The sequence below is a fragment of the Candidatus Nanogingivalaceae bacterium genome, from assembly GCA_015257795.3.
Lineage (GTDB): Bacteria > Patescibacteriota > Saccharimonadia > Saccharimonadales > Saccharimonadaceae > Nanogingivalis.
In genome coordinates this window covers 354,177-376,121 of record CP072208.2, presented here as the reverse complement: position 1 = coordinate 376,121, position 21,945 = coordinate 354,177, and the positions used below count along the sequence as shown (strand labels likewise).

Below are 21,945 nucleotides of genomic sequence, written 5' to 3'. Positions count from 1 at the left end.
TGGTATAATAAGAGTATGAATCCTGAAGATTTTCAAGAAATTATTGCAAGAATGAGCGAAAACGCACAAAAAAGTCTGGAGCGTGCGGAGTTTTATTCGCGTGAATTTAAAACGGGCTATATTGGAATTGAGCACGTTTTGTTGGGAATTCTGGATAATCGCGAATCTTCAGCGACGCTTTTAGCATATCGCCACAATTTAAAGTTTGAAAATGTATATGATTTTTTAGTTGAAAGCCCGCTTTCGAAACATAGAATACCTGCGCCAGAAGATCCAAATATGAGAATTTTAACCGATCGAGCGGCTTTTGCGATAAAAATGGCAAGTTTGGTTTCTGGTAATTCTGAAGAAATTACTACTAAAAATCTTCTTTTTTCGATAATTAAACAGAAAAACTTACAACTTCAGGTGATGCTTCGAAAAATTGGAACAGATGTCGAGGGGCTTTCAGCGATTTTGGATGAAGAAATGGCAAATGAAGGCGCTGATGATAATATTAGGAATGTTTTTAATTCGATAACAGAAACTGAAACAATTCCAAAACAGCAAAGTGGGCGAGAAATAACACTTTTGAAAAAATTTGGTGAAGATTTAACTCAAAAAGCCAAAGATGGTGAGCTTGATCCGGTTATTGGTCGAGAAATTGAAGTACAGCGGTTGATTACAATTTTATTAAGGCGCACAAAATCAAACCCAGTTTTGATTGGTGAGGCGGGTGTTGGAAAAACGGCAGTAGTTGAACTTTTGGCGCAAAAAATTGCGAGCGGAAAAGTTCCACATCAGTTAGTGAATAAAAAGATTTTCGAAATTGATCTTGCGGGAATGTTGGCTGGTACGAAATTCCGAGGCCAGTTTGAGGAGCGCTTGAAGAATGTAATTAGTGCGCTTGAAAAACATCAAGAAATTATTGCATTTATCGATGAAATACACTTGTTAACAGGAACTGGTTCGGCGGATGGTGCAATGGATGCGGCAAATATTTTGAAACCGGCGCTTGCTCGAGGTAGAATCAAGTTAATTGGTGCGACAACTTTTGACGAATACAAGAAAACAATAGAAAAGGATTCTGCATTAACTCGACGTTTTCAGTCTATTCGAGTTGATGAACCGAGCTTAAAAGATACGCTTGAAATTCTTAAAGGTTTGCGTGAAAAATATGAAAAATATCACGGCGTTGTGATTTCTGATGAAATTTTAAGCGAAATTGTTGATATGAGCGCGCGGTATGTTTTTGATCGCCAAATGCCAGATAAAGCGATTGATACTTTAGATGAAGCTAGCGCGTTGCTTGTAAGCAAAAATTCTCTACATTCGAATAAAATTGTCAATTATTTGCATGAAATTGACGAACTAAAAAAGAAGAAAATGATAGCTGAATTTAGTGAAAAAGATTTGGTTCCAATTTATGAATCACGAATTTTGCAGCTTGAAAAAAAGATTACTGAAGAGAAAAAGAGACGCAGTAAAACGAAAAAAATGATCTTAACAAGTGATTTGGTTGCGAAGGCGATTTCACTTAAAACAAATATTCCCGTGCGGAAGATTTCGAAAAATCAAGCAAAAGTCCTAAAAAATCTCGAAAAGCATCTTTCGAAAAAGGTGATTGGGCAAAGTGAGGCGATTGAGCAAATTTCGAAAGCGATTCGGCGTAATAAGTCTGGGCTATCGGATGAAAATCGCCCAATTGGTTCGTTTATTTTTCTTGGTCCAAGTGGTGTCGGAAAAACTGAACTTTCGCGCCAGCTTGCCGAGGAAGTTTTTGGCGGTTCGAAATCATTGATTAAAATCGATATGAGCGAGTTTGGCGAAAAGCATAAAACTTCGCAGCTTTTAGGCGCGCCTGCTGGCTATGTTGGCTACGGAGAGGGTGGAACTTTAACCGAAAAAATTCGCCGACAGCCATATTCTGTAGTGCTTTTTGATGAGATTGAGAAAGCGCATCCTGATGTTTTTAACTTGCTTTTACAGCTTTTAGAAGATGGTGAATTGACGGATTCGCAAGGCCGAAAAGTTTCATTTAAAAATACAGTGATTATATTAACAAGTAATCTTGGTGCGAATGAAATTATGCGTGAAAATTCACTCGGTTTTGAAGCGGAAAATTCGTTAGAAAAAAGCCACTCTAAAAACAAGAAATTAACTAAAAAAGCGCTTTCGAAATTCTTAAAACCCGAGCTCTTAAATCGTTTTGATGGAATAATTACATTCAAGCCGCTTTCGAAAAAGGAAATTGGTCAAATCTTTGAATTACTTCTAGCTGATTTAAACAATCGTTTGTTGAGAAAAGGTTTGAACTTAAAAGTTCGAAAAGCTGTTAAAGATAGGATTATCGAAAAGGGTTATGATAGTAAAAATGGCGTAAGACCGCTTCGGCGAACAATTGAGGATCTACTTGAATGCCCTTTGGCTGAAGAAATCTTAGACAAAAATCCACCAGAAGGAACCCAATTTATTGCGGCTATGCGAAAGGGCGAAATTAAGATTGAAATTTCGAAAGAATAAGGAGAAATATGAAAGATAATTTAAAAAGCTATTTAGTGCCAACTGTAGTTGAAGAAACAAATAGAGGCGAGCGTGCGTTTGATATTTATTCGCGGCTTCTAAATGAGCGTGTGATTTTTTTGGGTGAAGAGGTAAATTCGCATACGGCAAATGTTGTGGTGGCGCAACTTCTTCATTTAGCGTATGAAAACCCAGACGAAGATATTAAGCTTTATATAAATAGCCCAGGCGGGAGTGTGTATGATGGTTTGGCGATTTACGATACGATGAATTTTATTAAGCCTGATGTTCAAACGATAGGGATTGGCTTGCAGGCTTCAATGGGTGCATTTTTGCTTTCGGCGGGTGCAAAAGGTAAACGTGCAGTACTACCAAACGCTCGAGTGATGATTCACCAGCCTTCAAGTGGTACGCGCGGAAAAATTACCGATCAAGAAATTGATTTGCGCGAAGGGCTACTTTTAAAGGAGAAGCTTGCGAAAATTCTTTCGAAAAACACTGGTCAGGATTTCGAAAAGCTCAAAAATGATATGGAGCGAGATTATTGGATGAGTGCTGAAGAAGCTGTTGAATACGGTTTGGTTGATAAAATAATTAAACAAGAAAAATAGCCTCGCGAACGAGACTATTAATAGCTATATCCGTCAATTGGTGTAACTTTTTCGCCAATGGCGGATTTTTTCAGAGCTTTTAGTCGATTCCATTCTGTTTTTGAAACAGGGACAGGCCAAATTTGTTCTTCTGAATTATCTCCACTCTTAGGGATACGCTGTGCCAAAACATAATATTGCCCATTTGGCAATAAAATATTTACGCCTGCAGCATAAGGAGTTTCCGCACGAGAGCGGCCGATAATATCAATGAATCTGAATTCAGATCCTGTGCTTTGTGCATCGTAGGCACAATTTGTGATATCCTTTCCATCTTCGTCTACGAGCTTAATCAACGGGTGAATTCTTAATTTCGTTGAGATTGAAAAGTATACTTTATCAATTTTTTGGCCATTTACATCTGTAAAGGTTAACCCTTTTGCTTCAAACGGCTCAGCGAAATATTCATCTCTGTTTTTCTTAAATTTGCCCCACTTATCTTTCGAGAAAGATTTACCTTTTTCGAAATAGTCTTTGAAGCTAACTTGAGTGGTGTTATTTTTGCGTTCTTGCGCAAAAGCTCTACTTGTAGTAGAGTATGTTGAAAACGAAAATAGCGCTACGAAGAGCACTAAAAAGACATATTTTTTCTTCATTTTAAGTCCTTCTAATGCACTCAAAAAACAGCTAAAAGCAAAATTTCAAGGTGCATAAATAATTATTTAACAACTATATAATACCATAAATTCAATAAAAAATCAATAAGGGTTGACTTTTTATTGAAAAAGGTGTAGAATATTTAAGCTTTCGAGCAAAAAAATGTAGGGGGTGAAATTATGACAGTAGTAAAGAGAATGACTGAAGTAATTAAGCATGCTAATTCTGAAGTGATTAGCGAAAAGAAAAATCGAGAAATGATTGAAGGAGAGCAAGCAGCTCTAAAAGTAGAGGAAACAGCCTCCTTAGTACCTCGAATGTAATTTGTATAACCACTTTTTAAGTGGTTTTTTTATTGATTTTTTTTGATAAATATGTTAGAATGGGCTACAAGAAGTAGTGTGTCTGTGGGAAAAAATACTTCGAAATTGATGGCAAAATTTCGAAAGTCATAGACGGGGAATCTTCGGGCCGATTCTAATAACACTTTAAATGCGAGGAGAAAAATGGCAAAAAAGCACTTTAATGCTGTAGGGCGCGCTTTCTTTTCTAAAGAAGACGTCGTTCTTGAAACCCCAGATTTAATCGCTCACCAAAAAGAATCTTGGAAGGATTTTGTCGATAATGGTTTGAGTGAGATCTTTGAAGAAATTAACCCGATCGATGATTACACCGGTCAAAAATTAGCTTTGCGTTTTAAGAGCTATAATTTTCAAGATCCAAAAACTACAAAAGATTTTGCAAAAGAAAATAACCTAACTTTCGAAGCTCCACTTCACGTTCAAGTTGAGCTTACAAACAAAGTTACCGGTGAAGTTAAAGAGCAAGAAATCTATCTTGGTGATTACCCTTGGATGACTAACCAAGGTACTTTCATTATTAACGGAACTGAGCGTGTAATTGTTTCTCAGTTGATTCGTTCTGAAGGTGTTTACTTTAATGCTGAAACTGGAAATGATGGAAAGAATTATTATGGTGCAAAAGTTATCCCAGTTCGTGGCGCATGGCTAGAGTTTGAAACAGATAACAAAGGTGTAATTTACGTAAAAATCGACCGTCGTCGAAAACTTCCAGTTACAACTTTCTTGCGTGCACTTGGTCGCATGACAAATGCTGAAATTCGAAACACTTTTGCAGATGTTGATACTGGTGATATTAAATTTATCGATTCAACTCTTGAAAAAGATCAAACTTCAAGCCCGTCAACTGCTTTAATTGAAGTTTATCGTCGTCTTCGCCCAGGAGATTTGGCGACTATTGAGAACGCTCGAAATATGATTGAGCGAATGTTCTTCGACTTTAAACGATTTGATTATGGTCGTGTTGGACGTTATAAGATTAATAAACGATTAAATCTTGAAACTCCAAACACAGCTGAAAATCGTTCTTTCCAGATGGAAGATCTTTTCGAGATTATTAAAGAAATTATCCGCCTAAACAATACTCAAGGTAAAGTTGATGATATCGATAGTCTTGATAACCGTCGAGTAAAATTGGTTGGTGAGCTTGTTGCTCGACAATTCCGTGTTGGTATGCTTCGAATGCAACGAAATGCCATGGATCGAATGTCAATGACAGATATCGAAACTGTAACTCCTGGACAATTGGTTAATGCCCGACCAGTTGTTGCTGCAGTGCGTGAATTCTTTGCCGGTTCACAGCTTGCGCAGGTTATGGATGAAACTAACCCGCTTTCAGAACTTTCACACAAACGTCGTTTGAGCTCAATGGGTCCTGGAGGTGTGACTCGGGATCGTGCCGGTCTTGAAGTTCGTGACAGCCACCCAACTCACTACGGACGAATTTGTCTTGTGGAAACACCAGAAGGTGGAAACGTTGGTCTTGTGACAAACCTTGCAACATTTGCCCGAATTAACGAATATGGCTTTATTGAAGCTCCATATCTTCGTGTTAAAGATGGAAAAGTCACAAATGAAGTTGTATATCTTGATGCAGATCACGAAATGCGTGAAATTATCGCCGACGCTGGTTCGAAATTGAATGAAGATGGAAGCTTTGTTGAAGCGCAAGTTTCAGCCCGAAAAAATCTTATTCCATCACAGGTTAATGCTAGCGAAGTTACATTTATGGACGCAGTTCACCGACAAGTTCTTGGTGCTGCGGCTTCGTTGATTCCTTTTGCAGAGCGCGACCGAATTGACCGTGCGTTAACAGGTTCAGCCATGCAGAAACAGGCTGTGCCACTTCTTTGGACTGAAGCTCCAACCGTGGGAACCGGTGTTGAAGCTGATATCGCTCGAAATCTAAGCCAAATTATTGTTGCTGAAGATGATGGTGAGGTTGTTCGTGCTGATGCTGTTGTTGTTGAAGTTAAGTATTCAACTGGTGTTGTTAAATATGAACTAAAACATTTCCAAAAGACTGCTGACGATCGATGCTATAACCAGAAAGTTGTAGTTTCACGTGGTCAAAAAGTTAAAAAAGGTGATATCTTAGTTGAAGGTGCAAGTATTAAGAATGGAGAAATTGCACTTGGTCGTGATCTTCGCGTAGCGTTTATGTCTTGGGGTGGTTTCAATATGGACGACGCTGTGATTATTTCTGATCGTCTTGTTAAAGCAGATACGCTTACAAATATCAATATTAAAGATTACATGGTTGAAGTTCGAGAAACTAAACTTGGACCAGAGGTTGTAACTCGTGATATTCCAAACGCTAGTGAATATAGCTTGCGACACTTGGATGAAAACGGAATTGTTCAAATTGGTTCAGAAGTTAAACCAGGTGATGTGCTTGTTGGAAAGATTACTCCAAAAGGTGAGCAAGAACTTTCAAGCGAAGAGCGACTTTTGCGTGCTATCTTCGGTGAAAAAGCAAAAGATGTTCGTGATACATCAACTCGCATGAAAAATACTGGTTCAGGAAAAGTTATCGGTGTGAAAATCTTCTCTCGAGAAAATGGACACGAAATGCGCGCTGGTGTTCTTCAACAAATTCAGATTTTCGTTGCTGAGGCTCGAAAAATTATGGTTGGAGACAAGATGGCTGGACGACACGGAAACAAAGGTGTTGTTGCGAAAATCTTACCAGAAGCCGACATGCCATTCATGGAAGACGGAACTCCGATTGATGTTATTTTGTCGCCACTTGGTGTGCCTTCACGTATGAACCTTGGTCAGCTTTTCGAAGTTCACCTTGGAATGGCTGCAAAAACTCAAGGATATCGAGTTGCAACTCCTTCATATGATGGTGTTGATGCTGAAACTTTGAGCGATGAACTTGAAGCTGCTGGTGTTGCTCGCGATGGAAAAGTTCAATTGTTTGATGGTCGAACTGGTGAACCGTTCGAACAACGCACAACCGTTGGATTTATGCACATGATCAAACTTCACCACTTGGTTGCAGACAAGATTCACGCCCGATCAACTGGTCCATACACAATGGTGACACAACAGCCTTTGGGTGGTAAAGCTCAAAACGGTGGTCAGCGATTTGGAGAAATGGAAGTTTGGGCACTTGAGGCTTATGGTGCTGCTAATATGCTTCAGGAAATGCTCACAATTAAGTCTGACGATGTTGTTGGTCGTTCAAAAGCTTATGAGAGTATCATTAAGCATAGCGAGATTGTTGGTCCAAAATTGCCAGAATCATTCAACGTTCTTGTGAAAGAGCTTCAAGGTCTTGGTCTTCGAGTTGACTTGCTCGATCGACATGCCTCAAGCATTGATGCTGATGAAATTCTTGCAGAACGAAATAAGGATGGTGAAAGTTCAACTTTCGAAGAAGATGAAAACATTGAAACTGTTCGAGATGAATCTGATGGTGAATTCGAAGACAGCATGAACATTCAAGATATTGACGAAATTGAAGAAAATAAGGAGGAAGCGTAAATGGCGAAAGTGGTGAATACGAACCAGATTGCTGATTTTGACGCAGTTCGCCTCGCAGTTGCTAGCCCAGAAGACATTTTGGGCTGGTCTTACGGCGAAGTAACGAAGCCAGAAACAATTAATTATCGAACTCAAAAACCTGAGCGCGATGGTTTGTTTTGTGAAAAAATCTTTGGACCAACTAAAGATATTAACCCTTACGACAACAAATTAAAAGGTGTTCGTTCTCGTGAAGCTGCTGTTGATAAGAATGGTGAGTTAGTTACGAAAGCGATTGTTCGTCGTGAACGAATGGGTCACATTGCATTGGCTGCTCCAGTTGCACATATTTGGTTTATGCGTGGTGCTCCAAGTGCAATGAGTCTTCTTCTTGGAATGACAGTCAAAAACATTGAGCGTGTTGTTTATTTTGCTAGCTATGTAATTCTTAACGTTGACGAAGAAAAACGCGATCAAATGCTTGCAGACCTTGACGCTGAAGATAAAGCAGCGCGAATGGCGATCCAAATTCGTTACGAAAAAGAAGCTGAAAAAGATGGCGCCGACATTAAGTCGTTAGCTGAAGCTCAAACTAAGGAAATTGAAGAGTTAAACTCAAATTACACTTTGAAGAAAAGTCAACTCGATAGTTTTGTTAAAGGCTCATTGATGAGTGAAACTGATTATCGCAACCTTCCCGAAGAATATGAAGAGATTATCGAAGTTGGAATGGGTGGTGAAGCAATTAAGACTTTGCTTGATGAAATCAACATTGATGAACTTATCGAAAAACTTGAAGCTGAAGCTGAAAAGGCTAAAGGTCAACGAGAGAAGAAAATTCTTAAACGTCTAAAAACAATCGAAGGTATGAAAAATGCTGGAATTAAACCAGGAAGTCTATGCCTAACTGTTCTTCCAGTGATTCCACCAGATTTGCGACCTATGGTTCAATTGACAGGTGGTCGATTTGCGACTTCAGACTTAAACGATTTGTATCGCCGAGTAATTAACCGAAACAATCGTTTGAAGAAATTGATCGAACTTAATGCGCCAATGGTGATTAAGCGAAACGAAATGCGAATGCTCCAAGAGGCTGTAGATTCATTGATTGATAACAATGCTTCTCGAAGTGGTCGTTCTGTAAGCACAGCTGGTGGACGCCGCAAGCTTAAATCTTTGAGCGATATGCTAAAGGGTAAGCAAGGTCGATTCCGTCAAAACTTGCTTGGAAAACGTGTTGACTACTCCGGTCGTTCTGTGATCGTTGTTGGACCAACTTTGAAAGCTCATCAATGTGGTCTACCAACACAAATGGCGCTAGAATTGTTTAAGCCTTTCGTTATCTCATGGTTGATTGAAAAAGAATACGCACACAATATTCGTTCAGCAACTCGATTAATTGATGCGCGAGAAGCTGAAGTTTGGGATGCTTTGGATGCCGTTGTTGAAGGAAAATACATTCTTTTGAACCGTGCTCCATCATTGCACCGACTTTCAATTCAGGCCTTCCAGCCAAAACTTGTTGAAGGAAAAGCGATTCAACTTCACCCACTTGTAGCTAACGGATTTAACGCCGACTACGATGGAGACCAGATGGCTGTTCACTTGCCACTTTCTGACGCCGCTCAAGCTGAAGCTCGTGACTTGATGAGTATTTCTCACAACCTTTTGAAACCTGCAGATGGTCAACCGGTTCTTTCTGTCGACCAGGATGTTGTTTACGGAAATTACTACATTACCTACGACAAACATTCTGAAATGAATAAGAAACCACGACCTTTCGCAAATGTTTTCGAAGCAGAAATGGCTTATGATAAAGGCGCTATTGCACTTCAAACACCAATTCGAGTTTTTGTAAAAGGTGAAATTCGAAACACAACTCTTGGTCGAGTGTTCTTTAATGAGCTTCTACCAGAAGATTACCCATACGATAATAATCCACAAACTAAAAAACAAATCAATAAGATTTTGGCAGATGTTTTTGCGCGTTATGGTGCTGAAATGACCGTGAAAATTGCCGATAAAATTAAAGGTTTGTCATTCCGATTTGTAACAAAATCAGGATTGTCGATTGGTAAAGAAGACTACACAGTTTACGAAAGTGAAAAGATTCCAGAAATTATCGCTAACGGTGATGCAAAAACAACATTGATTCAAGAACAATACGATCAAGGTTTGTTAACAGACCAAGAGCGATACAACTTGATTATTGAAAACTGGCACAAAGTTATTGATGAAGTTTCTGATGAGATTTCTGAGCGAGTTGAGCACCAAGGTGCTGACTCTCCGGTTGGATTGATGGCTGTGTCTGGTTCTCGTGGTAGCGCAACAAATATTCGTCTTGCTGCCGGTTTGACTGGAATTATGGTGGACGCAACAAACCGTGAAATTGAGCTTCCAATTCGCTCAAACTACACACACGGAATGAGCTCACTTGAAGCTTTCGTGGCCACTCGTGGTGCGCGTCAGGGATTGATCTCAACTGCGCTTAAGACTGCCGACTCTGGATATCTAACACGTCGTCTCGTTGATGTTGCTCAAGATGTCTTCTCTGTAGCGGATAATTCATCTGAAGTTGATCCTGGATTTGCGATTTATCGTTCTGAAAGTCAAGAAACAATGATTCCGTTCAGCGATCGTCTCTATGGTCGATTTACTGCCGAAGCTGTTCCTGGCTATATTGAAGCAGATAAGCTTATCACACGGGAAATTGCCGATGCGATCGAAAAAGATGAAAACATTAAAGAAGTTAAAATTCAAAGCGTGCTTTCAACTCCAGATCTTGCGGGAATTCCACAAAAATCTTATGGAATTGATATGGCAACAGGACTTCTTGTTAAACCTGCAGAACCAGTTGGTGTGATCGCCGCTCAGTCTGTTGGTGAGCCTGGTACACAGCTAACTTTGAACACATTCCACAGCTCTGGTGTTGCTGGATCTGGTGCGATTTCTCAAGGTTTGCCTCGTGTTCAAGAGCTTCTTGAAGCTCGATCTCCTAAAGGTCAAGCTTATATGACAGAAGTCTCAGGTGTAGTTGATATCTGGGAAGATGGAAACATGAACATTGTTCAGATCACACCTCAAGAGACTGAAGATAGTGAAGCTCATCCTGTAAAATATGAAATCCCAAATGTTGCGGCTCTTGCTGTTTCGAAAAACGATATTGTTCGAGCGGGTGATCGCCTAACTATTGGTTCATTGAATCTTCGAGATTTGATGAAGTTCAAGGGTGTTGAAGAAACTCAACGATACATTATGAACGAAATCTTGCGAATTTACGCAGCTCAAGGTCAAGATATTGCTTCAAAACACCTTGAGATCATCGTTCGACAAATGTTTAGCCGAGTTCAAATTGAAGACGCTGGCGATTCATCATTTATTATCGGTGATGTAGTTTCGAAAGCTGCGGTTGTTGAAGCAAACAAACTTCTTGTAGCTCAAGGTAAAAAGCCTGCTGAATTCAAGCAACAACTTCTTGGAATTACGAAAGTTTCAATCTTTAGTGATAGCTTCCTATCGGCTGCTTCGTTCCAAAACACAACAAGTGTATTGATTAACGCAGCAACTTCTGGACGAGTTGATAAACTTCATGGTTTGAAAGAAAACGTGATTATCGGACGCAAGATTCCTGTTGGAACTGGCGCTCGAGCTCATGAAGAAAAATTCGAAATCAATGAAGATTTAGATTCTGAAAATGAAACAAATGATTCTTCTGTAGAAGAGTAAAAATACTAAAACACTGGTTTAATCGCCAGTGTTTTAATTTGCCTAAAAAAATAAAAAATGGTATACTTATAGCATAAATCAAATAGGAGAAAAGATGAATTCAAATCAAACAATAAGAGTTGGCGCAAAAGCTTATCGAAATCGAGGAATTATTTTTACAATTTTGGCAATTTGTTTAATTACTTCGGGTGTATGTTTTGGTATGAAACCGTTTGATAATTTTATGAAAAGAGTAACCTGGAAACAAACTGAAGGTGACATCTCTGGTCTTGAGAAAGAACTAGTTAGTCAAAACTCAAGCGAATATAAAATTATACCAATTGTTTATTTTTCAATCCAAAATGATGAAATAATAGAAGCAAAGGCGGATCCACAAAATGAAGAGCCTACGATTGGTGAAAAAGTTAAAGTTTTTTATGATGAAAAAAATCCTGGTGCAGCAGTTGTTGGCGACTATCCAATTGTGAATCTTATTATCCCTGTGGTTTTGTTGGTTCTTGGTGTTGTTGGACTAATTTTAGCAATTATTTCTTTCAGGAAAATGAAAAAAGCAAAAGCCTACCAAAATCAACTACAGAATAGTATAAATCAAAATATAAACCAAACACCTTTTGTTCAAAACTTTGTTCAACAAGATAACGGAAGACGACAATAGTGCGGATTATTTTTACTGATGGTAGTGCTTCGCCAAATCCTGGCCCTGGCGGTTTTGCTGTGATTGAAAACGGCGCGCCAATCGCACTTGGATCTGAAAACCCTAGCACGAATATTCGAATGGAAGGTTTGGCTCTAAAAAAGGCTTTCGAAATTTTAAATGGGGAAAAGGCAGAAATTCAAACAGATAGTGAATTCTGGATTAATGTTTTAACAAAGTGGGCGCCAACTTGGGAGCGAAACGGCTGGAAAAAGAAAACTGGTGAAATTAAAAATCTCGATATCGTAAAGCCTCTTTATGAGCTTTATAAAAATTCGAACGTAGAGCTAAAATGGCTAAAAGGGCATGCTGGTCATGAGTTTAACGAAATGGCTGATGAATGGGCAAATCGGGCAAGAAACGGCGAAACGATTTAGCTCTTGACTTTTGCTATAGGCTGTGATAAAATAGAAATTCCGCTTTGGGTGGAAAATAAAAAATTGGAGGAAATTATCCTTATGAAAAAAGCATTGAACGAGGCTAAAGGGTCTTTGTTGGTTTCCTTGTACTTTATCGCAGCCTATGGTGTGTCGTTATTTTTAACAATTTTGACGCATTGGAACTTTGGCGTGTTTATTTTTGGAATTGTTATTCTTACTCTAATAATTGCCATTAAAAGATATAATGAAAAGGTACCCGAACACGCTCGAAGATAGTTTTTTAAGCCAGAGGAACTGGCTTTTTCTTTTGGCTATTTATACTTTACAGTTTTTTAAAAATATGATAAAATTAATAGCGAAGCGCTGTTTTTGTGCTGGTTTCGAAAAAACAACAAAACTAGCGTGAAACAGCAATAAAATAATAAATTTAAGAGGAATCAAATGAATAAAAATACTCCATTGGAAAATTTCCGAAATGTTGGTATTATTGCGCACATTGATGCCGGTAAAACTACAACAACAGAAGGTATTCTTTACCGAACTGGTTTGACACATAAAATCGGTGTTGTTCGTGGTGAAGGTGATGGTGCAACAACTGACTGGATGGCGCAGGAAAAAGAGCGAGGTATTACAATTACTTCTGCCGCTGTGACATGTTTCTGGAAAGATCACAAAATTAACATTATCGACACCCCAGGACACATCGACTTTACTGCCGAAGTGGAACGTTCACTTCGCGTGCTTGACGGTGCAGTTACTGTTTTTGATGGTAAAATGGGTGTGGAAGCTCAGTCTGAAACTGTTTGGCGACAAGCTGACAAATACGGCGTGCCACGCGTTTGTTTCATTAACAAAATTAACCAAACTGGTGGTGATTTCTACAAATCAATCAAATCAATCCATGATCGCCTAAGCAAACAAGCTTTCCCAATTCACTTGCCAATTGGTTTCGAGCAAGATATCAACGGTGTTGTTGACCTTATCGACATGAAAGCTTACACTTACGATAATTATGCCGATCACCAATTGAAAGTTGGCGAAATTCCAGCTGACATGCTTGAAAAAGCTAAAAATGCACGTTCATTGCTTGTTGAAAATGCAGTTGAAGCTGATGATGAATTGATGATGCGATTCTTTGAAGAAGGTGAAGAATCAATTACGATTCCTGAACTTAAAGCCGCTCTTCGAAAACGAGTTCTTGCTGGTGATTTCTTCTTGGTAACCGGTGGTGATGGTCGTGGTGTGATCGTGGAAAAGGTTCTTGATCTTATTAATGATTACCTTCCAAGTCCACTTGATATTGCTTCAATTAAGGGAACCGATGCTAAAACTGGTGAGCCTATTGAGCGAAAACCATCTGTAAATGAACCAACTTCTGCACTTGCATTTAAGATTGCAACTGACCCATTTGTTGGAAAACTTGTATTCGTACGTGTTTATAGTGGTAAAATTACTGCTGGTTCATATGTTCTTAACACAATGACTGGTAAAAAAGAACGAATCGGACGAATCGTTCGAATGCACGCCGATAAGCGTGAAGAAATTTCAGAAGTTACTGCTGGTGACATCGCCGCTGTTGTTGGTTTGAAAGATGTTACAACTGGTGCAACTCTTTGTGATTTGAACCATGGTGTAATTCTTGAAGGTATCGAATTTGCTGAACCACCAGTTTCGATTGCAGTTGAGCCAAAAACTAAAGCCGACCAAGAAAAAATGGGAATCGCTCTTCAACGACTTGCTGAAGAAGACCCAACTTTCCGAGTTCACACAGACGAAGAAACTGGTCAAACAATTATGTCGGGAATGGGTGAGCTTCACCTTGACATCTTGATCGACCGAATGAAACGTGAATTTAATGTTGAAGCTAACATTGGTGAGCCACAAGTTGCCTTCCGTGAAACTATTCGTGGAACTGCTGAAGCTCAAGGTAAGCACGCAAAACAGTCTGGTGGTCGTGGTCAATATGGTGATGTTTGGATTCGCTTTGAACCAAATGAACCAGGAAAAGGCTTTGAATTCTTTGATGAAATTAAAGGTGGTGTTGTGCCACAAGAATACCGCAAACCAGTTGAGCAAGGTGTGCTTGAAACGCTTGAAGGCGGTGTGATTGCTGGTTACCCAGTAGTTGACGTTAAAGCTACACTTTACGATGGTTCTTACCACGATGTCGACTCAAGTGAATTGGCCTTTAAATTGGCTGGTGCGCTTTCAACTCGTGAAGGTATTAAGAAGGCAAATCCTGTTCTTCTTGAACCTGTGATGAAAGTTGAAGTTACAACTCCTGAAGAATTCATGGGTGATGTAATTGGAGACTTGAACTCACGCCGTGGTCGAATCGACTCAATGGATGATTTGATGGGCGGAACAAAACTTATTCGAGGTTTCGTGCCTCTTGCAAATATGTTTGGTTACACTTCAGACTTACGCTCAATGAGTAAAGGTCGTGCAGCCTCAACAATGGAGCTTGCGCAATACGAAGAAGTTCCACCTAACGTTGCGCAAGAAATTATCGAAAAGCGAAACGCTAAATAATAATTTCGAAAACTTGAAAACTACCTCTTTCGGGAGGTGGTTTTTGTTTTGCGAAAAACAGATAAATTTGGTAAAATAGAGACATAGATTTTAATAAAATCAAGCTATAGGGGTCTTCTCTACATATAGAGAAGCCCACGATTAACCCTTTAAAGAAAATAAGTAAAAAAGGAACCTCTTAATATGAAGAAAGAATTGCAAAATCTCCTAGTTAAAAATCCTGATTTTTTAGTAGACGGAGTATTAAATAAGAATAAATTAGCAGAGCTGGCACGACAGTATAATCCTGAACTCCTAAATATTTTAATGAGTGATGAGCAAATCTCTAATCATTTCTTTTCAACACTCGAAACTGGCTCCCTCGTCTTTAAGAAAGATGTCTTTTTGCAGTTTTTGAACAATAAGGAGTTTCTCCCTGATAGCTTTACCGCCTACAAGACTAAAATCGGTTTAGCGACAGGCGATAAGTACCTGTCAGAAAATCAAGAAGTTGTTTTAAATTTTCCGTACAAAGACTGTGTCCTTGAGGGTGGACAGACTAAGGACGATGCTAAACGTCAAGAGATTTTCTTTAACGAAACGTTTGCTCCAACGGAAATTAATCGTTTACTGGATGATAAGGTCTTGACCAACTTCAAACGCTATGACGAAACTGGCGAACATAACGTGGAAGAGGTAAAAGATACTGATAATCTTATTATTAAAGGGAATAATCTTATTGCTCTGCATAGTCTCAAGAAACGCTTTGCTGGCAAGGTTAAGTTGATTTATATTGATCCGCCTTATAATACGGGAAATGATGGATTTAAGTATAATGATAGTTTCAATCATTCAACCTGGTTGACATTTATGAAGAATCGACTTGAAATTGCTCGAGAATTATTAGCCGACGATGGCGCAATTTACGTTAATTTAGACTACAACGAAGTACATTACTGTAAAGTGTTAATGGACGAAATTTTTGGCAAGGCAAATTTTCAGCGTGAAATTATTTGGCGAATTGGTTGGGTGTCTGGCTATAAAACAAGTGTGAATAATTACGTACGTAATCATGACACTATTTTATTCTATTCAAAAAATGCTACTCAATTGAATTTTAATAAGCATTACATTCCAAATACGCAATTTAAACCACTCATTAAAGATGATAAAAAAACCAAAGAAACCTTTGAAAAATATGGTATTTCGGCAACTGTAAAAACGCAAATCTTGAATGATTTGAATTTTGCCAATCGCCCTGAACGTTATCCGTTAGAAGATGTGTGGAATGCGAACGAATACGATGATTTAAATAGTATTGCGATTGTGAGTTTCGCAGGCGAAAGTGTATCCAAACTGCTCGGTGGCGATGATCTGAAAGGTCAAAAATCTGAAAAACTACTACAACGTATTATTGAAGCACATACTGACGAAAACGACATCGTTCTTGATTTTCATCTCGGCTCAGGCACAACCGCCGCTGTTGCGCATAAAATGAATCGCCAATACATTGGTATTGAACAAATGGATTATATTGAAACAATTTCTGTTGAGCGCTTGAAGAAAGTTATTATTGGAGAGCAGAGCGGCATCTCAAAAGATACCAATTGGTCTGGTGGGGGAAGTTTTGTTTACGCCGAGCTCAAGAACGACGCCCAAGATTTCAAACAAGCCATTCTTGATGCGACAAATCCAGAAGAATTACTGAAATTGTTTGAGCTTGCTAAAAAATCTTCCTTCTTATCTTATCGTATTGACCCTAAAAAGCTGAAAGCGAATGAATTTGAAAAGCTTTCATTAGCTGAACAAAAACAAATCCTATCCGAGATTGTTGATAATAATAATTTGTATGTAAATTACTCTGATATAGACGATGTTAGCAATAGAGTTTCGGATGCTGACAAGAAATTAAATTATGAGTTTTATAGAGGTGAGCAGAATGGATTATAACTTCTTGTATGAATTTTATAATACTTTGGACAAAATAGAAAAACAAAAATTCCGAAAAAAGATACCAGACTATATAGTAGGTAATTTAAAATATTCTCTTCGCCCATATCAAGAAGAAGCAGTGAACCGTTATTTATATCATTATTCTTGTGAAGCGTCTTCTCGAGAACAAATCTTGTTTAATATGGCAACAGGTTCAGGTAAAACCTTGTTAATGGCTGCAATCATTCTTGAAAAGTATAAGCAAGGTGAACGTAATTTTATCTTCTTTGTTAATAATGACAATATTCTTACAAAAACGAGAAGTAATTTTGTAGATTCTGGTAATGAAAAATATTTATTTGCAGACAAAATTGTGATTGATAACCAAGTGGTGAATGTGCGTGAAGTGACTGATTTCTCGGATGCACAATCAGATGCTATTAATATTGTGTTTACAACAATTCAAAAGTTACATTTAGATTTAAATACACCGCGTGAGAACCGCTTGTCATATGAACAATTTGAAGGTTTATCAGTTGTTTTATTAGCAGACGAAGCTCACCATCTAAACGCTGGATTAAGTAAAGGCGAAAAAGATGATAACACAAGCTGGACTTCTACAATTGAGAACATTCAAAAAAGAGCGGCACGTTCAAGTATTTTTGAGTTTACGGCTACCATTGATCTTTCCAATAAAGATATTGCAGAAAAATACAAAGACTCTTTAATTTTTAAATACGATTTGAAGGAATTCCGTCTTGATAAGTACTCAAAAGATGTTTTGTTCCATTTAGTTGATGGTAATTTAAAGGTTCGCATGTTGAATGCAATTCTTATCAGTCAATATCGTAAAAAAATTGCATTAAAGAATGGCGTGAATTTAAAACCACTAGTCATGTTTAAATCTGAGAAAATTGCGGATAATAAAGGGAACATGGAATTGTTCCAAGAAATGTTATCAGAGTTGACCCCTGAAATGATTTTAGAGCAAAAAGAAATGATTCAGATTAATACAGACACAAAAGTCAATGTGCTGCAAAAAGCGTTGGACTTTTTTGAAGCGTCTGAGCTCAGTTTGTTTGACCTAATTTCTGAATTACAAGAAGACTTTCGTGAAGAGCGTTTGCTATTGATTGATGGAAAGAATAAGAATAGTAATCACCTTGTAACACTAAACACGTTGGAGTTACCTTCAAACGAAATTCGTGCAATCTTTGCAGTAGATATGTTAAATGAAGGCTGGGATGTACTAAACTTGTTTGATATTGTTCGTTTGTATGATAAGCGTGATGGAAAAACAACTGAAACAGGATTTCAAGCTGGCAAAACTACAAATGCTGAAAAACAATTAATCGGGCGTGGGGCACGTTATTATCCTTTTGTGATTGATGGAAAAGTTGAAGAGAAATATACTCGTAAATTTGACGAAAACGAAAATAACGAACTTCGTGTTATTGAACAATTACATTACCATTCAGCCAATAACCCTAGATATATTTATGAGATGAAGCAAGTTTTACGTGAATCCGGAATTTATGACGATCAAAATATGGTTGAACGAGAGTTAAAACTAAAAGAATCGTTCAAGAGAACCCGTACTTATACTGACGGTGTTGTGTGGATGAACAAACGTCTTTCGTATGAAGAAGTAGTTAAAAGCAGACAAGGTAGTTTATTTGATACAACATTTGTGCCAGATAGTATTGAAGTATCATTTCCTTCTAATAGTATTTTCGAGATAGACGCTTTTGGGGATGATAATGACAGTACTCCGATTAATAATCCTAATGAATTTTTCTTTAAATTTGGCAAGGTAATTGACATGCATATTGTTCGACATGCTATGAATAGGAATAAAAACTTTACGTTTGATAAGATTCGTAAGGCAATAGTTGGTATTTCTAGCGTCTCTGGATTTATAGATAAGCTATCAAATGTTGAAGTACAGTATAAGGGGTGTGCAAAAAATAAAGATATGCTAAACCAAGATGAAAAGTTGGTTATTGCAGAAAAGCTTCTTCGGGAGATGGAAAACTCTTTACTGCCTATGGAGCAGCGTTACTTTGGGTCAGATACCTTTGAGGCTTATTCAATTCGGGAAATTTTTGAAGATGATATTATTCGTAGATATACAATTAATAAACATAATAATAAGGAATTTGGTCATTCTCAAAAGAACCCCAATGACACGCAATATTATGCGAACATAGATGCTCTTGAATGGTATGCTTATGATGATAATTTTGGAACCGATGAAGAGAAGTTACTAGTTACAACATTAAAACCTCTAATAAATGAACTGGAAGAAAAATGGTCAGATATTTATCTGCTAAGAAACGAAAAAGCTGTCCGGATATATAATTTTGAGGATGGAAAAGCTTTTGAACCAGATTTCTTACTATTTGCTAATGATAAAAGGAGCGAAAACACTTCATGGCAGATCTTTATTGAGCCAAAAGGTGATGGGTCCTTTGATAGTGAAGGTGGATTCGACAAAGGAAAAGAAGGTTGGAAGCAACGCTTCTTGAATGAGATTACAAAACGGTCTGATGCTAAAATGCTGATTGATAATGACAATTATCGTATTGTTGGGCTGCCTTTCTTTAATAATAAGATTAGTAGAGATAAAATTAAAACTATATTACGGGATTTATAATAACTTTTTAGGATATTTAGGCGATCAATATCAAAATTGAAAAATAACTTATTGAAGTTTAAAACCAGCTTCCAGTAGCAAAAAGAGCTATCGGGCTGGTTTTAAAATTGGTTTTTTTGTGTTAAAATAGAGGATATATGAAAAGCCTTGTAGAGATTTTAAAAGAAGAATACCAAAACTATTGCCAAGATAAAAACATTGACTGGTTGCAAAGTGTAGAATTTGCCGAAATGCGCAAGAAGCGTGGCGCAGAATGCTATTTTGTGGCGTTAAAAAATGATGAAAGAATTGAAGTTGCTGGGTTGATTTCTAGCAAAAATAAGCGTTTCGATTTGGTGATGGTTGAGCAAAATGGCGTTTCGCAAGCAGATTTTGTGGATTTTTTGGTGAAGAGTGAAGAATTTGCACGTGAACGTGGAGCGATTTCTTATCGTATTTTACCAAAAGTGGTGCGTGCGCTTCGTAATGACAAGCTTGAAATTATCGAAAGCACTAACTTAAAATGGCTAAGCGAGCCACTATTAAAAGCTGGTTTTAAATATCATTCTGGCTTTAAGCACGAGTTTGATATGGATGTAAACATGCATGTTTATTTGAAAGATCTAACAGAATTAAGTGAAGATGGCGTGGCTTCAACTTATAACCAAACTACCCGCCGAAATTTGCGCGCAGCAATGAAAAAAGGTGTGAATGTTCGCAAAGTTAAAGAGAGCGAATTTGCCGATTTTGTGGCGATTTTAAAAAGCTCAAATCAAAAAAATGGTGTTGGCACGCGGGATGAAGAATATTACCACAATTTAAAAACTTGTTTTGGCGAGCAAGCGCATTTTATGGGTGTAGAATTTGAAGGAAAATTAATTTCTGCTGGCGTGTTTATCTTTTCGAAAAATGAAGTTGTCTATTTTGAAGGTGGAAGTCTTCAAGAATATCGCAAAATTCCAGCTTCAACATTTTTGCAAGATTATATGATTAAAGAGGCGATTCGTGCAGGAGCTTCGAAATATAATTTTTATGGTATCACGGCAGAACCAAAGGCGAGCTTGTTGCGTTTTAAAGCTGGTTTTCGTGGTGTAGCGGTTGAGTATGCTGGTGAATATCGCAAAAGATATTTATTCCGCACAATTTTGAGTAAAATTTTGCGGCGATAATTTGACTTTTAGCCGTTTTGGTTGTAAAATAGGAATCACGAGGATTTTCCTTAGTAAATTTAAAGGCAGGTCTAAAAATTATGGCTGGAAGACTTTTAAGAATGAAAGATATTGAACGAGATTATCATCGTGTTGTGAATCTTTCAGAAAAAAATATTGAGCTTAGTGAATTGATGGATTCAGCTTATTCTAATCGAAGTGAAGCTTTGAATGATGTTCTTGATCGATGGAATGATTACGACGAGGCTAAAAGCAATCTTTCGAAAGCTGAAAAGCAGTTTCAAAAAGGTGAAATTGATGATAATGAATATCAACGGTTCGTTGATAAACTTGATTATCGCAAGCGTCGTTCGAAAAGAGCTTCGAAAAGATACAAAGAAGCCAAGAATGAGATTCGCGAATTAAGACGAGAGAGGGAAGAAAATAAGCGGTTGCTTAGTTCTCGAATTTTTAGTGAAGATGACTGGAATAGTACTTAAAATTTAAAAATCGCTCAGAAAGGGCGATTTTCTATTGACTAAAATACGATTATGTGTTAAAATATGATTTGTCTTAGGTTAGAACTTTGACTAAAAATATTCAAGGAGGTTGCTCGTTATGACAGCAACAGAAGTTTTACAAAGAAAAGGCGGCGTTCGTGTTTTAATTATTAGTCCTGAAGATGGAGCTTTCGAATCATTATTTGATGAAGTTGATGCTTTACTGGATGAAGCAGGGAGCTGGCAAGAAGTTTTAAAAGTTCATAAAAGAGCTAGATCTTTGCGAGGATCAAAAATTTCTCGGGATTTTTCGAAAGGCAAAACACGAAAAGGGCTAAAAAAAGCCCTTCAAGAAATTGAAAGTTGTTCTATAAAAGAAGAGTTGGAATCTTATGAATATCAACTAGCTGATGCGCTAAGACGCCGATGTGAATTGATTGATCAAATTTTCGAAACTGAAAATTATTTAGCGAATCTTTCATCTGGTCAACGTGAAGAAATTTATAAGGAATTGAAATATCTGGAAACAATTCGAAAAAAGCTAAATCATGTAGATAAGGAGCTAATTCCAGAACTTCAAAAAGTAATTAAGGCCTTATCTATCGCTGAAAATGATGATCATCGTCAGATGCGAAAGGTTCAAAAAACTAACCATAAAGACAGGAAGTACGGTCGTCGAATTAATAATCGACACGACCAAGCATATAAAAGAAATCGCGACATTGCGCGCGCTAAAAAGAATGCGACACGGATTGCCTTCGCATAAAATTTAACCGCTCAGATTGGGCGGTTTTTCTTTACGCCTATGTTTTTTTGTGCTAAAATGGTAAAAGTTAAAGA

General features: G+C 37.8%; 15 protein-coding genes. 14 read left to right on the top strand and 1 reads right to left on the bottom strand.

Annotation, left to right across the window (positions count from 1 at the left end; translation table 11 throughout):
- Positions 1–15 precede the first annotated feature (15 nt).
- Positions 16–2,502 carry an ATP-dependent Clp protease ATP-binding subunit gene (locus tag HXK94_001955; protein QTI96018.1) on the top strand — a complete coding sequence of 829 codons (2,487 nt, stop codon included), beginning with the start codon at positions 16–18 and terminating at the stop codon, positions 2,500–2,502.
- Between the two features lie 8 nt (positions 2,503–2,510).
- Positions 2,511–3,113 (top strand): ATP-dependent Clp protease proteolytic subunit, encoded by a 603-nt coding sequence (locus HXK94_001950; GenBank protein ID QTI96017.1) that lies wholly within the window; start codon positions 2,511–2,513, stop codon positions 3,111–3,113.
- Between the two features lie 17 nt (positions 3,114–3,130).
- Here the strand turns inward: HXK94_001950 and HXK94_001945 are convergent, their stop codons facing one another.
- Entirely contained in the window at positions 3,131–3,748 is a 618-nt protein-coding gene (locus tag HXK94_001945; protein ID QTI96016.1) for a hypothetical protein, read from the bottom strand.
- A 180-nt stretch (positions 3,749–3,928) separates the two neighbouring features.
- On the opposite strand from HXK94_001945, the gene HXK94_001940 reads away from it, so the two are divergent.
- The 12 genes from HXK94_001940 (at position 3,929) to HXK94_001885 (ending at position 21,871) form a co-directional block, all read left to right on the top strand.
- Positions 3,929–4,072 (top strand): hypothetical protein, encoded by a 144-nt coding sequence (locus HXK94_001940; GenBank protein QTI96015.1) that lies wholly within the window; start codon positions 3,929–3,931, stop codon positions 4,070–4,072.
- Between the two features lie 183 nt (positions 4,073–4,255).
- A complete protein-coding gene (locus tag HXK94_001935) occupies positions 4,256–7,600 on the top strand; it encodes a DNA-directed RNA polymerase subunit beta (GenBank protein ID QTI96014.1) in 3,345 nt (1,114 codons plus the stop codon).
- The gene (gene rpoC / locus HXK94_001930) at positions 7,601–11,305 is read left to right on the top strand and encodes a DNA-directed RNA polymerase subunit beta' (protein ID QTI96013.1); all 3,705 of its coding nucleotides are present in this window, start codon (positions 7,601–7,603) and stop codon (positions 11,303–11,305) included.
- 94 nt (positions 11,306–11,399) lie between these two features.
- Entirely contained in the window at positions 11,400–11,960 is a 561-nt protein-coding gene (locus HXK94_001925) for a DUF3592 domain-containing protein (protein ID QTI96012.1), read from the top strand.
- The gene (locus HXK94_001920; GenBank protein QTI96011.1) at positions 11,960–12,376 is read left to right on the top strand and encodes a ribonuclease HI; all 417 of its coding nucleotides are present in this window, start codon (positions 11,960–11,962) and stop codon (positions 12,374–12,376) included. The genes HXK94_001925 and HXK94_001920 overlap by 1 nt, the downstream gene beginning before the upstream one ends.
- An 81-nt stretch (positions 12,377–12,457) precedes the next feature.
- Entirely contained in the window at positions 12,458–12,655 is a 198-nt protein-coding gene (locus tag HXK94_001915) for a hypothetical protein (protein QTI96010.1), read from the top strand.
- 165 nt (positions 12,656–12,820) lie between these two features.
- Positions 12,821–14,911, top strand: a complete 2,091-nt coding sequence (fusA, locus tag HXK94_001910; GenBank protein QTI96009.1) for an elongation factor G — start codon at positions 12,821–12,823, stop codon at positions 14,909–14,911.
- Positions 14,912–15,106: 195 nt separating this feature from the next.
- Positions 15,107–16,840: a site-specific DNA-methyltransferase gene (locus HXK94_001905; GenBank protein QTI96008.1), complete on the top strand. Its 1,734-nt coding sequence runs from the start codon at positions 15,107–15,109 to the stop codon at positions 16,838–16,840.
- Positions 16,806–19,478: a DEAD/DEAH box helicase family protein gene (locus tag HXK94_001900; GenBank protein ID QTI96007.2), complete on the top strand. Its 2,673-nt coding sequence runs from the start codon at positions 16,806–16,808 to the stop codon at positions 19,476–19,478. Before HXK94_001905 ends, HXK94_001900 begins: the two co-directional genes overlap by 35 nt.
- A 137-nt stretch (positions 19,479–19,615) precedes the next feature.
- Positions 19,616–20,626 carry an aminoacyltransferase gene (locus tag HXK94_001895; GenBank protein ID QTI96006.1) on the top strand — a complete coding sequence of 337 codons (1,011 nt, stop codon included), beginning with the start codon at positions 19,616–19,618 and terminating at the stop codon, positions 20,624–20,626.
- 80 nt (positions 20,627–20,706) lie between these two features.
- Complete coding sequence (locus HXK94_001890) at positions 20,707–21,105, top strand: hypothetical protein (GenBank protein ID QTI96005.1); 399 nt, start codon at positions 20,707–20,709, stop codon at positions 21,103–21,105.
- A gap of 118 nt (positions 21,106–21,223) precedes the next feature.
- On the top strand, positions 21,224–21,871 hold the full coding sequence (locus HXK94_001885) for a hypothetical protein (GenBank protein ID QTI96004.1): 648 nt from the start codon (positions 21,224–21,226) through the stop codon (positions 21,869–21,871).
- The last annotated feature ends 74 nt before the right edge of the window (positions 21,872–21,945 follow it).

What these genes read in the sequence shown, in the direction of transcription:
- HXK94_001955 (QTI96018.1), top strand. Translation starts at nt 16, where the DNA reads ATGAATCCTGAAGATTTTCAAGAAATTATTGCAAGAATGAGCGAAAAC.
- HXK94_001950 (QTI96017.1), top strand. Translation starts at nt 2,511, where the DNA reads ATGAAAGATAATTTAAAAAGCTATTTAGTGCCAACTGTAGTTGAAGAA.
- HXK94_001945 (QTI96016.1), bottom strand. Translation starts at nt 3,748, where the DNA reads ATGAAGAAAAAATATGTCTTTTTAGTGCTCTTCGTAGCGCTATTTTCG.
- HXK94_001940 (QTI96015.1), top strand. Translation starts at nt 3,929, where the DNA reads ATGACAGTAGTAAAGAGAATGACTGAAGTAATTAAGCATGCTAATTCT.
- HXK94_001935 (QTI96014.1), top strand. Translation starts at nt 4,256, where the DNA reads ATGGCAAAAAAGCACTTTAATGCTGTAGGGCGCGCTTTCTTTTCTAAA.
- rpoC (QTI96013.1), top strand. Translation starts at nt 7,601, where the DNA reads ATGGCGAAAGTGGTGAATACGAACCAGATTGCTGATTTTGACGCAGTT.
- HXK94_001925 (QTI96012.1), top strand. Translation starts at nt 11,400, where the DNA reads ATGAATTCAAATCAAACAATAAGAGTTGGCGCAAAAGCTTATCGAAAT.
- HXK94_001915 (QTI96010.1), top strand. Translation starts at nt 12,458, where the DNA reads ATGAAAAAAGCATTGAACGAGGCTAAAGGGTCTTTGTTGGTTTCCTTG.
- fusA (QTI96009.1), top strand. Translation starts at nt 12,821, where the DNA reads ATGAATAAAAATACTCCATTGGAAAATTTCCGAAATGTTGGTATTATT.
- HXK94_001900 (QTI96007.2), top strand. Translation starts at nt 16,806, where the DNA reads ATGAGTTTTATAGAGGTGAGCAGAATGGATTATAACTTCTTGTATGAA.
- HXK94_001895 (QTI96006.1), top strand. Translation starts at nt 19,616, where the DNA reads ATGAAAAGCCTTGTAGAGATTTTAAAAGAAGAATACCAAAACTATTGC.
- HXK94_001890 (QTI96005.1), top strand. Translation starts at nt 20,707, where the DNA reads ATGGCTGGAAGACTTTTAAGAATGAAAGATATTGAACGAGATTATCAT.
- HXK94_001885 (QTI96004.1), top strand. Translation starts at nt 21,224, where the DNA reads ATGACAGCAACAGAAGTTTTACAAAGAAAAGGCGGCGTTCGTGTTTTA.